13 protein-coding genes are annotated in these 13,909 nt (G+C 55.0%); 8 read left to right on the top strand and 5 right to left on the bottom strand.

The window, feature by feature from the left end; translation table 11 throughout:
* Positions 1–322: 322 nt before the first annotated feature.
* On the bottom strand, positions 323–3,046 hold the full coding sequence (mgtA, locus tag AC6I8K_RS14245) for a magnesium-translocating P-type ATPase (RefSeq protein ID WP_497826932.1): 2,724 nt from the start codon (positions 3,044–3,046) through the stop codon (positions 323–325).
* A 787-nt stretch (positions 3,047–3,833) separates the two neighbouring features.
* On the opposite strand from mgtA, the gene AC6I8K_RS14250 reads away from it, so the two are divergent.
* The 6 genes from AC6I8K_RS14250 to speG are packed head-to-tail and all read left to right on the top strand — an operon-like array spanning position 3,834 to position 9,358.
* A complete protein-coding gene (locus AC6I8K_RS14250) occupies positions 3,834–5,402 on the top strand; it encodes an ABC transporter substrate-binding protein (protein ID WP_064739616.1) in 1,569 nt (522 codons plus the stop codon).
* Entirely contained in the window at positions 5,402–6,454 is a 1,053-nt protein-coding gene (locus AC6I8K_RS14255) for an ABC transporter permease (protein WP_483815995.1), read from the top strand. Before AC6I8K_RS14250 ends, AC6I8K_RS14255 begins: the two co-directional genes overlap by 1 nt.
* Positions 6,451–7,308 (top strand): ABC transporter permease, encoded by an 858-nt coding sequence (locus AC6I8K_RS14260; RefSeq protein WP_064739618.1) that lies wholly within the window; start codon positions 6,451–6,453, stop codon positions 7,306–7,308. Before AC6I8K_RS14255 ends, AC6I8K_RS14260 begins: the two co-directional genes overlap by 4 nt.
* A complete protein-coding gene (locus tag AC6I8K_RS14265) occupies positions 7,298–8,131 on the top strand; it encodes an ABC transporter ATP-binding protein (protein ID WP_497826933.1) in 834 nt (277 codons plus the stop codon). Before AC6I8K_RS14260 ends, AC6I8K_RS14265 begins: the two co-directional genes overlap by 11 nt.
* Complete coding sequence (locus tag AC6I8K_RS14270; RefSeq protein ID WP_497826934.1) at positions 8,124–8,816, top strand: ABC transporter ATP-binding protein; 693 nt, start codon at positions 8,124–8,126, stop codon at positions 8,814–8,816. Before AC6I8K_RS14265 ends, AC6I8K_RS14270 begins: the two co-directional genes overlap by 8 nt.
* Positions 8,813–9,358: a spermidine N1-acetyltransferase gene (gene speG / locus AC6I8K_RS14275; RefSeq protein WP_064739621.1), complete on the top strand. Its 546-nt coding sequence runs from the start codon at positions 8,813–8,815 to the stop codon at positions 9,356–9,358. The genes AC6I8K_RS14270 and speG overlap by 4 nt, the downstream gene beginning before the upstream one ends.
* 80 nt (positions 9,359–9,438) lie before the next feature.
* On the opposite strand, the gene AC6I8K_RS14280 is transcribed toward speG, so the two are convergent.
* The 4 genes from AC6I8K_RS14280 to AC6I8K_RS14295 all read right to left on the bottom strand — a co-directional run bounded on the left by AC6I8K_RS14280 (position 9,439) and on the right by AC6I8K_RS14295 (position 12,759).
* Positions 9,439–9,858, bottom strand: coding sequence for a hypothetical protein (locus tag AC6I8K_RS14280; RefSeq protein WP_064739622.1), 420 nt, complete (start codon positions 9,856–9,858; stop codon positions 9,439–9,441).
* A gap of 85 nt (positions 9,859–9,943) precedes the next feature.
* Entirely contained in the window at positions 9,944–10,879 is a 936-nt protein-coding gene (gene mmuM / locus AC6I8K_RS14285) for a homocysteine S-methyltransferase (RefSeq protein WP_483815998.1), read from the bottom strand.
* Entirely contained in the window at positions 10,869–12,284 is a 1,416-nt protein-coding gene (gene mmuP / locus AC6I8K_RS14290; protein WP_064739624.1) for an S-methylmethionine permease, read from the bottom strand. Before mmuP ends, mmuM begins: the two co-directional genes overlap by 11 nt.
* A gap of 136 nt (positions 12,285–12,420) precedes the next feature.
* Entirely contained in the window at positions 12,421–12,759 is a 339-nt protein-coding gene (locus AC6I8K_RS14295; protein WP_064739625.1) for a DUF2002 family protein, read from the bottom strand.
* Positions 12,760–12,909: 150 nt separating this feature from the next.
* On the opposite strand from AC6I8K_RS14295, the gene AC6I8K_RS14300 reads away from it, so the two are divergent.
* A complete protein-coding gene (locus AC6I8K_RS14300; RefSeq protein ID WP_064739626.1) occupies positions 12,910–13,230 on the top strand; it encodes a DUF883 family protein in 321 nt (106 codons plus the stop codon).
* Between the two features lie 436 nt (positions 13,231–13,666).
* Entirely contained in the window at positions 13,667–13,909 is a 243-nt protein-coding gene (gene nrdH / locus AC6I8K_RS14305) for a glutaredoxin-like protein NrdH (RefSeq protein ID WP_064739627.1), read from the top strand.

Below are 13,909 nucleotides of genomic sequence, written 5' to 3' on the forward strand. Positions count from 1 at the left end.
CCCTGCGTTTATTTTGTTGCGTTTTCGTACGTTGTGTATTTATGCATACATATATAGAGAGGCGATTTTTTGCATCTTTTAGAGTAATCCACTTAGACTTCCACGCATTACTCAATCAACACGTTTCTCTTATGTCTGTTACCTTTAAACGCCAGTCGCTGCCTATTACCAGCCGGACGAAGCGTAAAGAAAAGGGCAGAAGAACCTGCCCTTAAAACGATTACCGAAATACCAGCGATAACACTACGATGATCACCATCATCAGCAGCAGATGGAACACCACCTTATTGAGATTGCGGTTGCGCATTTCACCTCCCTGTACTTAAAACCACTGACCAAAGCGCTTGATGTAGAGCATTTTCATGCCCTGCGCGACCACGCAATAACCCAGCAGTGTTGCCACCAGCCAAGGGAAGTAGGTCCACGGCAGCGGCACTAAACCGACCATCGCGCCCAGCGGTGAGAACGGCAGCAAAATACCGGCGATCATCACACAAGCGGTGGTGAGCAGTACCGGCAGCGCCGCACGGCTCTGGATAAATGGGATCTTTTGCGTGCGCAGCATGTGAACCACCAGCGTCTGGGACAACAAGCCCTCAATAAACCAGCCGGACTGGAACAGCGACTGCATTTCTGGCGTATTCGCCGCAAACACATACCACATCACTGCAAAGGTAGTGATATCGAAAATCGACGACGTCGGTCCAATCCATAGCATGAAGCGTTTGATATTACGTGCATCCCATTTACGCGGTTTGCGCAGAAACTCGCGGTCCATTTTGTCCCATGGCAACGCCAGCTGAGACAGATCGTACATCAGGTTTTGAATCAGTAGATGAATCGCCAGCATCGGCAGGAACGGAATAAAGGCGCTCGCCACCAACACCGAGAAGACATTACCGAAGTTAGAACTGGCGGTCATATTCAGGTACTTAATGATGTTGCCGAAGGTTTCGCGTCCCTTCATCACGCCCTCTTCCAGCACCATCAAGTCTTTTTCCAGCAGGATAATATCGGAAGACTCTTTCGCGATATCCGCCGCGCTATCGACAGAAATCCCCACATCAGCATCACGCAGCGCCGGTGCATCATTAATGCCGTCTCCCAGGAAGCCAACGGTGTGACCGAGTTGCTGCAACGTACTCACAAGACGCGATTTTTGCAGCGGGGTGAGTTTAGCGAACACCGAACTTTGTGCAGCAGCTACCGCCAACTGCTCGTCGCTCATCAAAGCAATCTGGTCACCGGTAAGGATCGCGCTGCTATCAATGCCCACCTGCTGGCAAATGCGCGCAGTGACAACCGGATTATCGCCGGTCAGCACTTTGACGCTGACGCCATTATCATGCAGTGCACTAATGGCTTTGGCAGCGCTCTCTTTCGGCGGATCGAGGAAGGTGAGCAGTCCTTCTACCATTAATCCTTGCTCATCCGCCACGCTCAACGGCTGCTGTAAGCCCGGCTCATCCAGCACGCGGCTGGCCACCAGCAATACACGGAAACCTTGCTCATTATATTGATGCGCCAGCGCCAACAACTCTGCACGGCGCGTCTCGTTCAGCGGCTGCACCAACTTGCCTTCGCGCTCGGCGGTCGCGATGCTCAGCATCTCTTCCACCGCGCCTTTGCAGATCAGCATCTGTTGATTCAGACGACGATCACGTACTACCACCGAAACGCGACGACGGATGAAATCAAACGGCAGTTCATCCACTTTGATGTAGCTGTCGCCCACCGCCTCGCTAACGCGGTTTTTGCCGTACTGCAAAATGGCGCGATCCATCAGGTTCAGCGTGCCGCTTTGATAATGACTGTTGAGCCAACTGAGCATCAGCACGCGTGAGTTTTCCACGCCAGCACAATCCAGATGATGTTCAAGAATGATATTGTCCTGGGTCAATGTGCCGGTTTTGTCGGTGCACAGGATGTCCATCGCGCCAAGGTTTTGAATCGCATTCAGGCGTTTGACGATCACTTTACGCCGCGACATGGCGATGGCGCCTTTCGCCAGATTCGAGCTGACAATCATCGGTAACATTTCAGGCGTTAAGCCTACCGCCACCGCCAGCGCAAACAGCGAAGCATCCAGCCAGTCGCCTTTGGTTAAGCCATTTATCAACAGCACAACCGGCACCATCACCAACATGAAGCGGATCAGCAGCCAGCTCACGCTGTTTACGCCGCGGTCAAAGGCGGTTTGTGAGCGATTACCCACTATCGATTTTGCCAGGCTACCGAAGTAGGTTTCGCTACCGGTCGCCACCACCACCGCTTTCGCGCTGCCGCTGGAAACGTTGGTGCCCATCAGGCAGACGCTGCCCAGTTCCAGCAGCGATGAGCCCTGCTCGCTGGCACCGCTGCTTTTGCTGGTGACGTGGCCGGTAACGTCATATTTCTCAACCGGTAGCGATTCGCCGGTTAAAATCGCCTGGCTGATAAACAGATCGCGCGAATCGAGCAGGCGCACATCAGCAGGCACCAAATCCCCCGCTGAAAGGTAGATGATGTCGCCAGGCACCAGCGTGGCGATATCCACTTCCTGTTTCAGCGGTGCGTGCTGTGCTGATTCACGACGTAGCACGGTGGCGGTGGTGCGCACCATCGATTTCAGTGCCTGCGCCGCTTTATTAGTACGGAACTCCTGCCAGAAGCGCAGCAAACCGCTGAGCGTTACCATCGTCACAATGATGATGACACCGGTCAGATCGGTCTCCTCGCCGCGGCGCAGCGGCAGCCAGAAATCGGTAAAAAAGCTCACTAATGCCAGCGCCATCAACACATAAATAAACGGATTGTTGAATGCTTGCAGCAACTGCATTAAAGCCGGTGGCGCTTTGTCGTGTTCAACCTGATTGCGACCATACACACCTGAGCGCGCCTCGGCTTCACGCTCACTCAGGCCAAGCGCGTCGCTGCGCAAACGCACCAGCGTTTCGTCGGCAGTGAAACCGGCCTCATCTTCAATCAGGTAACGTGGTGTTTTTTGACGTGTCTGGCGCGTGGTATTCCAGGCTTTTTTGTTCTGGTTGAGTTTCATGTCAGTCATGATGACATTCCTCTTATTTACGGCAATAAAAATCCCTGTGTGCATGGCACACAAATTAAATTAACGGCAATACTTAATTAAATTAAAAATAACCTGTCGGGAATTTCCATATCACCTCCCGGAAATCAAAGACGAAAAGAGTCGCTCGTTAAATAACGAGTAATAAATAATGACGATAATAAATACTACGCAACCGAACAGCGGAACGCTGCCTGGCACGCAGAGAAAATCAGCACGCTGAGGTTCAGCGCGCGTATCGAGGTGGAGGGAAAAGTGTATTAAAAATCATGTGCATGATGATATTCCCACGCGCTAAAGCACGCGACAGTGTCGTTTTTCAGGGAACAATCATCAGAAAGGGAGGATTGCTGCCCGCCATGTTGGCAAGCAGCGACAAAAAAGTTCGCGCGTCAGCTTGCCTTGTGTTGCCATCTAAAAGGGTGACTGTCCAACTGAACTCTCCTGCTTTGAAATTGCGGCTATTATATTCCGGGAAGTAACGAAGTAAAGTTAATTATCTGTAACTCACTAACCATTTAAATTTCGTTGTAGTTGGGTTGATATTAACTATTCCGGTCGCCGTTAATGGCGCCTCGACAATATCGCTGAGCATTTGTAGGGTGCGCATTTATGCGCACCGGGCAAACAGCTTTAGATCGACAACACCCCTTATAACTGAACCCTTCGGCTTAGATCATTAATGCATATGCATAGCCTGAAAATGACTATTCTTCATTGCTGCGCTCTCGTAAACTCGCGTTACTTTTTTTAGGCAAGGAAACAACACATGAAAAAAATTATTCCCTCACTGCTGGCGTTATCGCTGGTAGCTGCCTTCTCTGTTCAGGCAGCGACGCCAAAAGATACCCTGGTGATTGCCCAGTCAACGGATGATGCTGATAGCTTCGATCCCGCTCAGGGCTTTGAACTGACCACAGTGCAAGCTTTCACTAACATTTATCAGCGTCTGGTTCAGTCCGATCCCACTAATCCCATCGACTTAAAGCCGACGCTGGCCACGTCATGGCAAGCGGGCAGCGATAACCGCAGCCTGACGTTCGAGCTGCGCAAAGGCGCACAGTTCGCCAGCGGCAATCCGCTGCGTCCGGAAGATGTGATCTTCTCGCTGGGTCGCGTGGTGAAACTGAATCTCGATCCCTCCTTTATTCTTACCCAACTCGGCTGGAATAAAGACAACGTCGATACCTTCCTGAAGAAGGTAGATGACAACCACGTGCAGATCAGCTGGAGCGCTAACGTCAGTCCGGCCTATGTTCTCAGCCTGCTCTCCGCACCGGTCTCTTCAATTGTTGATGAGAAAACCGCGCAAGCCAACGCGAAGAATGGCGACTTTGGTCACGCATGGCTCGGGACTCACTCTGCCGGTAGCGGCCCGTATCAGATTCGTAAAGTCGTGCTACATGAAGCGATTCTGCTGTCGGCTAACCCGACTTCTCCCGCGGGCGCTCCGAAGCTGAAAAACATCCTGATCAAGAACGTACCGGAACCAGCTGCGCGTCGTCTGCTGCTGGAACAGGGCGATGTGGATATTGCGCGTAACCTCGGTGCTGATCAGATCGCCTCGCTGAAAGGCAAAGCGGGCGTGAAGACCGAAGCGATTCCCATGGCGTCGCTTTATTACATCCAGTTCAACGTGGGTGAAAATCCAGTGCTGAAGAATCCGGCGCTGTGGGAAGCGGCTCGTTACCTGTTCGACTATAAAGGTATCGCCAACGATCTGCTGAAAGGCCAGTTCGACGTGCATCAGACCTTCCTGCCGAAAGGCTTCCTTGGCGCAATCAACGACACGCCATACAGCTACGATCCTGAGAAAGCCAAAGCCATTCTGAAGAAAGCCGGCCTGACCAATGTTAGCTTTACGCTGTCCACCAGCAACCAACCGCCGTACCTCGACATCGCCCAGGCATTGCAGGGCAGCTTCGCCAAAGGCGGCGTGAAAGTTGAAGTGCAGCCTGGCCTTAGCTCAGAAGTCTCTACCCGCGTGAAAGCGCACAAATACGAAGCCACCCTGAACGCCTGGGGCGCAGACTATTTCGATCCCAATACCAACGCCGCGTCCTTCGCCTACAACCCGGAAGATGGCAGCAAAACCATCGCCTACCGTTCTGACTGGCATACACCCGAGTTGAACAAGCAAACGCTGGCGGCCACCGCCGAGAGCGACACGAACAAGCGTGTCGAGCTGTATCAGGCGATGCAGCGTGAAGTGCTGAAGAACTCACCGTACGTGATTGGCTTACAGGCAAAAAACTTGATTGCGCTGCGCGACAATCTGCAAGGCTATGTGCAAGGCATCAATCCGGACATGGTGTATTACTCGCAGGTTTCTAAGTAATGGCAGTGTCAGCTTCACAGGCCGGGTTCGCCCGGCCACTCTGGCAACGTGTTAGCCACATCGTCACCAGCTTGCTGTCGCTGCTGGTGACGCTGGTCGGTTTGTTAGCGTTCACTTTTATGCTGTCGCACCTGTCGCCTGTTGATCCGGTGCAACAGATCGCTGGCGATCACGCTAGCGAAGCCACCTATACGCAGGTGCGCCACGATCTCGGCCTCGATCAACCGGTGCTGGTGCAGTTCTGGCGCTATATCAGCCATCTGGCACGCGGCGATCTCGGTTTATCGCATCTCACTAATCAGCCGGTCAGCGCCGACCTGATGCGCACCTTTCCGGCCACCATTGAGCTGGCAACCTGTGCGATGATTTTTGCCGCGGTATTCGGCATTGCCTTAGCGCTGCTGGCAGCGTGGAAACCGGGTAGCCTCATCGATAACGTGGCGCGCTTTGTTTCGCTCCTCGGCTACTCTGTGCCGGTGTTCTGGCTCGGTTTGCTGGGTTTGCTGCTGTTTTACGCCGTGCTGCACTGGTCCGCCGGGCCGGGCCAGCTCGATGACATCTGGATTTACACACTGGAGCCGAAAACCGGCTTTGTGCTGATCGATAGCTGGATGTCCGGCGATCCCGAGATGTTCCGCAATGCAATTGCCCATTTGTGGCTGCCGGTGGTGATACTCGGCCTGCTGGCGATGGCGGGCATTACGCGCCTGCTGCGCGCGGCGCTGCTGGAAGAGAGCAACAAAGAGTATGTGGTTCTGGCGCGCGCCAAGGGCGCAAGCCGTGGTCGCATCCTGCTGCGTCATATTTTCCCCAACGTGCTCGGCACGCTGATTACCGTCATCGCCCTCTCCTACGCCACGCTGCTGGAAGGTTCGGTGCTGACCGAAACGGTGTTTGCCTGGCCTGGCGTGGGTCGCTACATGACTAACGCACTGTTTTCCTCTGATGTACCGGCGATTCTCGGCTCGACCTTGCTAATTGGCAGCTGCTTTATTCTGCTTAATGCGCTGGCCGATGCCCTGACCTGGTTAACCGATCCGAGAACCCGATGACTCAACAACTCTCTGAACTCGAAACGCTGCGCCCGCGCCGCCGTCGTGCGCGGGTGACCTCGCTCACCCTCGGTCTGACGCTGGTGCTGATTGTGGTGGCGATGGCGCTGTTCGCGCCGTTGCTGGCACCGTTTGATCCCAATGCGCAGATCATTTCACAGCGCTTACAAGCGCCGTCGGCGCTGCACTGGTTTGGCACCGATGGCTTTGGTCGCGATTTACTGTCACGCGTAATTTACGGTGCGCGCCCGACGCTGCTGCTGGTGTCACTGATTCTGGTACTGACCATTCCGGTTGGCCTGCTGGTCGGCATCACTGCCGGTTACGTTGGCGGCTGGACCGAGCGCGTGTTGATGCGCATAACCGATATCTTCCTCTCGCTACCCAATCTGGTGATCGCGCTGGCGCTGGTCGCCATGCTCGGCCCCGGTTTGATGAATGGCGCGCTGGCGCTGGCACTCACCAGTTGGCCGCCGTTTGCGCGTCAGGCGCGTGCAGAAACGCTGGCGCTGCGCCGCAGTGATTATCTTGCTGCCGCGCGTATGCAGGGCATCACCGGCTTGCGCCTGATGTTTGGCCATATTCTGCCGCTGTGTATGCCAACGGCGGTAGTGCGCGCCGCGCTGAGTCTTGGTGGCATTATTCTTTCAGCGGCCGGGTTGGGCTTCCTCGGTATGGGCGTGCAACCGCCCACTGCCGAATGGGGTTCGATGGTGGCTGAAGGCAGTAAAGTGATCTTTGACCAATGGTGGGTTGCTGCCGCACCCGGCGGTGCCATTCTGTTCGCCAGCCTGGCGTTTAACCTGACAGGCGATGGCCTGCGTGACCGACTGGATACTCGCCATGCCAAATGATCTGTTAATTGATGTACAAGGCCTGACGATTCGCAGCGATGATGCGCTGTTGGTCGATAACATCGGCTTTCAAATTGGCCGCGAACGTGTTGCGCTGGTAGGTGAATCCGGTTCGGGTAAATCCCTCACCGCGCGCACGCTGATGGGCTTGCTGTCGCCTGCGCTGCATTTGCAGGCCGATCGCTTGCAGATTGTCGGCACCGATGCGTTGAGCCTGCGCGAGCGTGATTGGATCCAGCTGCGCGGCAGCAAAGTGGCGATGGTGATGCAGGATCCTAAATACGCCCTCAATCCCACGCGCACTATCGGCTGGCAGGTAGAAGAACCGCTGGTGCTGCACCACAAATTGAGCCGCGCCGAGCGCAAAGAAAAAGTGTGCGAGATGCTGGATGCCGTCGGGTTGCCCGATCCGCGTCAGTTAATGAAGCGCTATCCGCATCAACTCTCTGGCGGCATGGGTCAACGCGTGATGCTGGCGATCGCCCTGATTACCGATCCTGAATTGCTGATCGCTGATGAGCCGACGTCAGCGCTCGATCACGCGATGCGCGATCAGGTGCTGGCGCTGATTCGTCGTCTGGTGGAGCAGCGCAACATGGGTTTGTTGCTGATCAGTCACGATCTGCAACAGGTTTCCGAACACTGCGAACGCGTGATGGTGATGTATCAGGGCCGGGTGCTGGATACCTTGCCGGCCGCCGAGTTGGCCAACGCCAGCCATCCTTACACCAGCACGTTGTGGGCCTGTCGTCCGAGTAAGGCCACGCACGGTGAGCGTTTGCCGGTACTGGATCGCGCGGCGCTGGAGAAAAATTATGATTGAGTTATCCAACCTCAGCGTATCGCACAAGCAAGGTTACGAGCTGCGCACCGTGGTACACGATGTGTCGTTGCAGGTCGCGGCCGGAGAGTGTTTTGGTCTGGTTGGGCCATCCGGCTGCGGCAAGTCATCGCTGCTGTGGGTGCTGGCGGGATTGAATCCGCACTGGAGCGGCAGCATGTCGCTGGCGGGCACCGCGGTACAGCCTGGCCACGCGTTTACCGGACAGCTGCGCCGCGATGTGCAAATGGTATTTCAGGATCCGTACGCCTCGCTGCATCCACGCCATCGCCTGCGCCGCACGCTGGCGGAGCCGCTAAAAATGCTCAAGCGTGATAATATCGACGACCGTATTAATGCCGGGTTCCGCCATGTCGGACTGGATCCGGCGCTGGCGGATCGCTATCCGCATCAGCTTTCAGGCGGTCAGCGCCAGCGCGTGGCGATTGTGCGCGCCCTGCTGCTGGAACCGAAGATTTTGCTGCTGGATGAGCCGACCTCAGCGCTAGATATGTCGGTGCAGGCCGAGATCCTCAACCTGCTGAACGATCTGAAACAGAAAGATGGTTTAACCATGGTGTTGGTCAGCCACGATCCCGATGTGATCGATCACATGTGCGATCGCGCGGCACGCATGGCGCAAGGCCGCATCGTGGAGCAACATTCAACAACAAGGAACACCGTATGACGGTTAAGTTACGTCCGCTGGAGCGGGAAGATTTACGCTTTGTGCATCAATTAGATAATAACGCGAGCGTGATGCGTTATTGGTTTGAAGAGCCGTACGAAGCGTTTGTCGAGCTTTCAGACCTGTATGACAAACATATCCATGACCAAACCGAGCGTCGTTTCGTGGTCGAGCATGATGGGCACAAAGCCGGTCTGGTGGAGTTGGTCGAGATTAACCACGTGCATCGCCGTGCTGAGTTTCAGATCATTATCGATCCTTCACATCAGGGCAAAGGCTTAGCCACCAAAGCGGCGAAGTTAGCGATGGATTACGGCTTTTCGGTGCTGAATCTCTACAAACTCTATCTGATTGTTGATCAGGAAAATAAGAAGGCGATTCACATCTACACCAAGCTGGGTTTTGAGGTGGAAGGCGTGCTCAAGCACGAGTTTTTCATCAACGGCGAATATCGCAACACCATCCGCATGTGCATTTTCCAGCAGCAATATCTGGCGCAGCATAAGCCTGCCAATGCGATGGTGAAGCCAACCGCGCAGTGATTGTTTGGTCGCCATGAATGGCGACCCTACGTTAATGCAGCCGGGTTTTCGTAGGGTGCGCATTCATGCGCACCTGAATATCAGCCGCGTGCGCCCACCACATTCAGCTTCGGTTGCGGATGTTCAGGTTTGAGATCGTACATGCCGCCATAGAAAGGATCGACCAGCAGCCAGCCGGGAAAACCCAACAGCGGAATATTGCCCAGCAAATACCACAGATTGGCATTCGCCTCGATCGGCAAGGTTATCGGCACGTAGCCCGGGCTCTCCAGCATTACCTGATAGTGCTTCTTACCAAAATAATTACCGGTAGATTTCGCCAGCTCGACGGTTTGCGGCGTATAGCCCTGCGCCACCGCGCGGCCGGTCTCATCCTGCACGGTGAAACGCGCGCCTTGCGGCAAGGAGTCGATTTTTACCGGTTGCGTTTCAGTGCCGACAATAGTGGCGCAGCCGCTCAGCAACAGCGCACAAGCAGGAAAAAGAAGTCGCAGGTTCATAGCAGGTCCGCTTCAGCATCAGATAGGACAGTGTAAACTGCCCTGGCTGAGCTTAATCGCGCTAGTACTGATGATTTTCTGCGCTTTATTGCGGTTGACAACAAGCCGCAATCGCCGCGATATCTTGCGGGGTGGTACGGCAGCAGCCGCCAATCAGACGTGCACCAGCCTGCTGCCATTCGGCGAACTTGTCATGCAGCGTGCAGCCCGACGGCGCCGAGTGCCAGGTTTTGCTGCTGGCATCGTATTGCTCGCCGGAATTCGGATAGACCAGCAGCGGTTTGTCACTCTGCGCCTGCAAGTTACGCAGCGCGGGCGTCACGCTCTCCAGCGCCACGCAGTTGAGGCCAATTGCCGCCACCTGCGGCGTCGCATTCACCAGCTCGGCCACTTTGCTTAACGGCGTACCGTCGCTGATGTGTTCGGCATCGCGCAGGGTAAAGGAGAACCATGCGCTGCTGTCAGGAAATTCGGCCAGCAAACTGACCAGCGCCTGCGCTTCGGCAAAGGACGGCAATGTTTCGCATGCCAGCAGATCCACACCGGCTTCCAGCAACGCCTGAACGCGCGGACGGTGGAACGCTTTCATTTCCTCTTCCGGCAGCGCGTAATCACCGCGATACTCCGCACCATTAGCCAGAAACGCGCCATACGGCCCGACCGAACCGGCCACCAACAGCGGCGCTGTGCTGGCGGAAGATGCACGATAGTCGTCACGCGCCCGCTGCGCCAGTTGCACGCTCTGAGCGATCAGTTCTAGCGCCTGCGCTTCATCTAATCCGCGCGCGGCAAATCCCTGCGGTGTAGCCTGATAACTGGCGGTGATCGCCACATGTGCGCCAGCGGCAAAATAGTCGTGATGCACCTGATAAATCAGTTCAGGATTTTCCATCAGCACTTTGGCGGACCACAGCGCATCGGCCAGATTACAGCCGCGCGCCTCCAGTTCGGTCGCCAGCGCACCATCCAGAATCAGCGTGTCAGTTTGGGTTAGTGCCTGCGCGATGGGATTACGCGACATCGTTGGCCTCCTCAGCCTTAAGAGATGACTTACGTCGTTGTGTCACATGGTATGCGGCATAGCAGAACAGCACAAATGGAATGCCGCACCACAGCGCAATGCGCTGCGATGGATCGAAGGCCAAACCGATACACGCCAGCAGACACAGCAGGAAGCCGAGAATTGGCGTCAACGGATAGAGCGGCGCGCGATACGCGAGTTCCTTTAAGGTGCCCCCCGCCTGCAGATGACGACGGCGGAACACATAATGTGAGGCACAAATACTCAGCCACACCGCCACCACGGCAAAACCAGAAATCGCCGACAGCGCCACAAATACCGTATCCGGCGCAATGACGCTGGAGAACAGCGCCAACAGGCCGCCAACCATGCTAACCGTCAGCGCCAGCACCGGAATACCGCGGCGGTTAACCCGGGCAAAACAGCGCGGCAGCGTGTTCTCATTGGCCAGCGACCACAACATGCGGCCGGAAGCATACAGGCCTGAGTTGGCGGCGGAAAGAATCGCAGTAAGGATCACGAAGTTGAAGATATCGGCGGCATACGGAATACCGATCTTTTCGAACACCAGCACAAACGGACTTTTGACGATGCCCGCCTGATCCATTGGGATCAACGCTGCCAGCACGAATACCGTGCCGATAAAGAAGATGATTAAACGGGCGACGGTGGTGCGGATCGCCAGCGGCAGCGCTTTTTGCGGCTGCTCGGTTTCACCGGCGGCAATACCGATCAATTCCGTGCCCGAGAAAGCGAAGTTGACCGCCACCATGGTCATCAGAATCGGCAGCGTGCCGTGCGGCAGCCAGCCGGAGGCGGTGAGATTATGCAATCCTGGCGCAGCGCTGCCGTCTTTCATCGGAATAAAACCAAAGATCGCCCCCGCGCCGAGAATGATAAAGGCGATGATGGTGATCACTTTGATGATAGAGAACCAGAATTCACCTTCAGCAAAGAAGCGCGTTGAGACAATATTCAGCAGATAAATGGCAATGCAAAACACCAGACACCACAGCCACACCGGCACGCTCGGGAACCAGTACTGCATACAGAATCCGGCGGCGGTCAGGCTCGAACCCAGCGCGACTGTCCAGGTCAGCCAATAAAGCCAGGCGACGGTATAACCGGTTGCCGGGCTGAGATAGCGCGCAGCATAAACATGGAACGCGCCAGTTTCCGGCATCGCGACGGCCAATTCTCCCAGGCATACCATCACCAGCCACACCACCAGCGCGCCAATCAAATAGGCCAGTAACGTACCGGCTGCACCGGTGGTTGAGATGATGTAGCCCGTATTGAAGAACAATCCGGTACCGATCACGCCGCCGAGCGACAGCATCACCAGATGCCGTACTTTCATGGTGCGCTTAAAATTTTCTTGAGGAGGCGTATCCTGAGTTTGCATGATATTTATCCGTATGGACGTCTGAACATCTATATGGACACAAGTTTATACGCGTCAGCGTGCGGATTTGCAATGCGGCAAAGAGTAATGAATGGGATGGGAAAGGTTTGCGGCCCCGCGAAAACGGGGCGCAGCATTAGGCGCCGAATACGCCCTGAAGATAACGCTCAAGCGCAACGCGCGAGCTGAAGCCGTGCGGAATGCCATAATGTTCCTGCGAATCGCCCATCAGGTAGAGCGGGAATTGCGTGTAATGATCGCAGGTTTTCATTTCTGACGCCGGTTCAGCGAAGTTGTGGCTTTTCTCTTTCAGCGTCGGGTGAATAATCAATGCGGTACGTCCCATACGCGCTTCGCGATTAACGTAAACATAGTTTTCGCCGCGGCGATAACCGTAAATCTTTGGCGTCTGGGTATCCATTTCGAAGCCCGCTTTCTCAAGTACGCGTGCTACCTCATCGGGTCGTAAATACATGCTTGCTCCTCTCTTCTCACAGCCCCGCAACCTTACAGCAGCAGGATGGCATGGGCATTCGGAATTTTCCCTAAAGCCTGGCACATCCCTGCGTTTAATCACGCTTCGTCTACACTGAGTATTACGTTTTAAATCAAAGGGAGCTAAAAAATGTTTAATCGAAGCGCAAAAAACGATGACATTGATATCAATCAGGATGTAAACGAACTGGCCGATTCGCTAGAGGCGTTACTTAAATCTTATGGCAGTGAAGCCAAAGACGAGGTTGATAGCGCGCGCAGTCAGGCGCAGGCGCTGCTGAAGCAGACGCGTGCCAAACTGAGCGGTGGACAGAGTCGCGTATCGCAGGCGGCACGTGATGCGGGTACGCAGGTTGATGCCTATGTACACGACAAACCGTGGCACGGCGTTGGCGTCGGTGCTGCTATCGGTCTGGTACTGGGCGCGCTGTTGGTATCTTCACGCCGATAGGCCTGTCCTGTAAATAGACCTAAAAAGCCTCGCTGATGCGGGGCTTTTTTGTGGGCGCAGTTCGTGCGCGCTTTCCCTCACCCTAGCCCTCTCCCGTAAGCGGGAGAGGGAATAGTTTGCGCGATCGGCCCCTTCTCCCGCCTGCGGGAGAAGGTTGGGATGATGGCCGATCGCACAAGATCGACCAGCCCTCCCACCTCATTCTCTTTACAAAATATTTTTCCGGCCTGGAAGGTGCATGATCTCTGGGCTTAGCGATTTTCCGATGTTCTAAACCAGAAATCCCTATATCTGGTGGGCTTGACCCTAAACAACACTACATCTAGTATTCAACTCATCAATCAGTCACCAAATGTCGTCAAGGACGAAGTTCGATGCAAACCGGATTTTGCTTCGTATCTCGCAATCTGACCGCAATCAAAGGGAAATACGAATCATGCGCATTATTATTTACACCAAAGATAACTGTGTCCAGTGCAACGCGACAAAAAATGCCATGGACCGCAAAGGTATCGACTATCAGCTGATCAATCTTGATAGCCAACCTGAAGCCATCGACAACCTCAAATCACTCGGCTATCGCCAGGTGCCAGTGGTGATGACGCAAGACGATCACTGGAGCGGCTTCCGTCCCGACAAAATCGCCGGCCTGCACCAGCTGGCGGCGGTCGGGGGATAA

The sequence above is a fragment of the Pantoea sp. X-Soil-ISGK-421 genome, assembly GCF_059730785.1.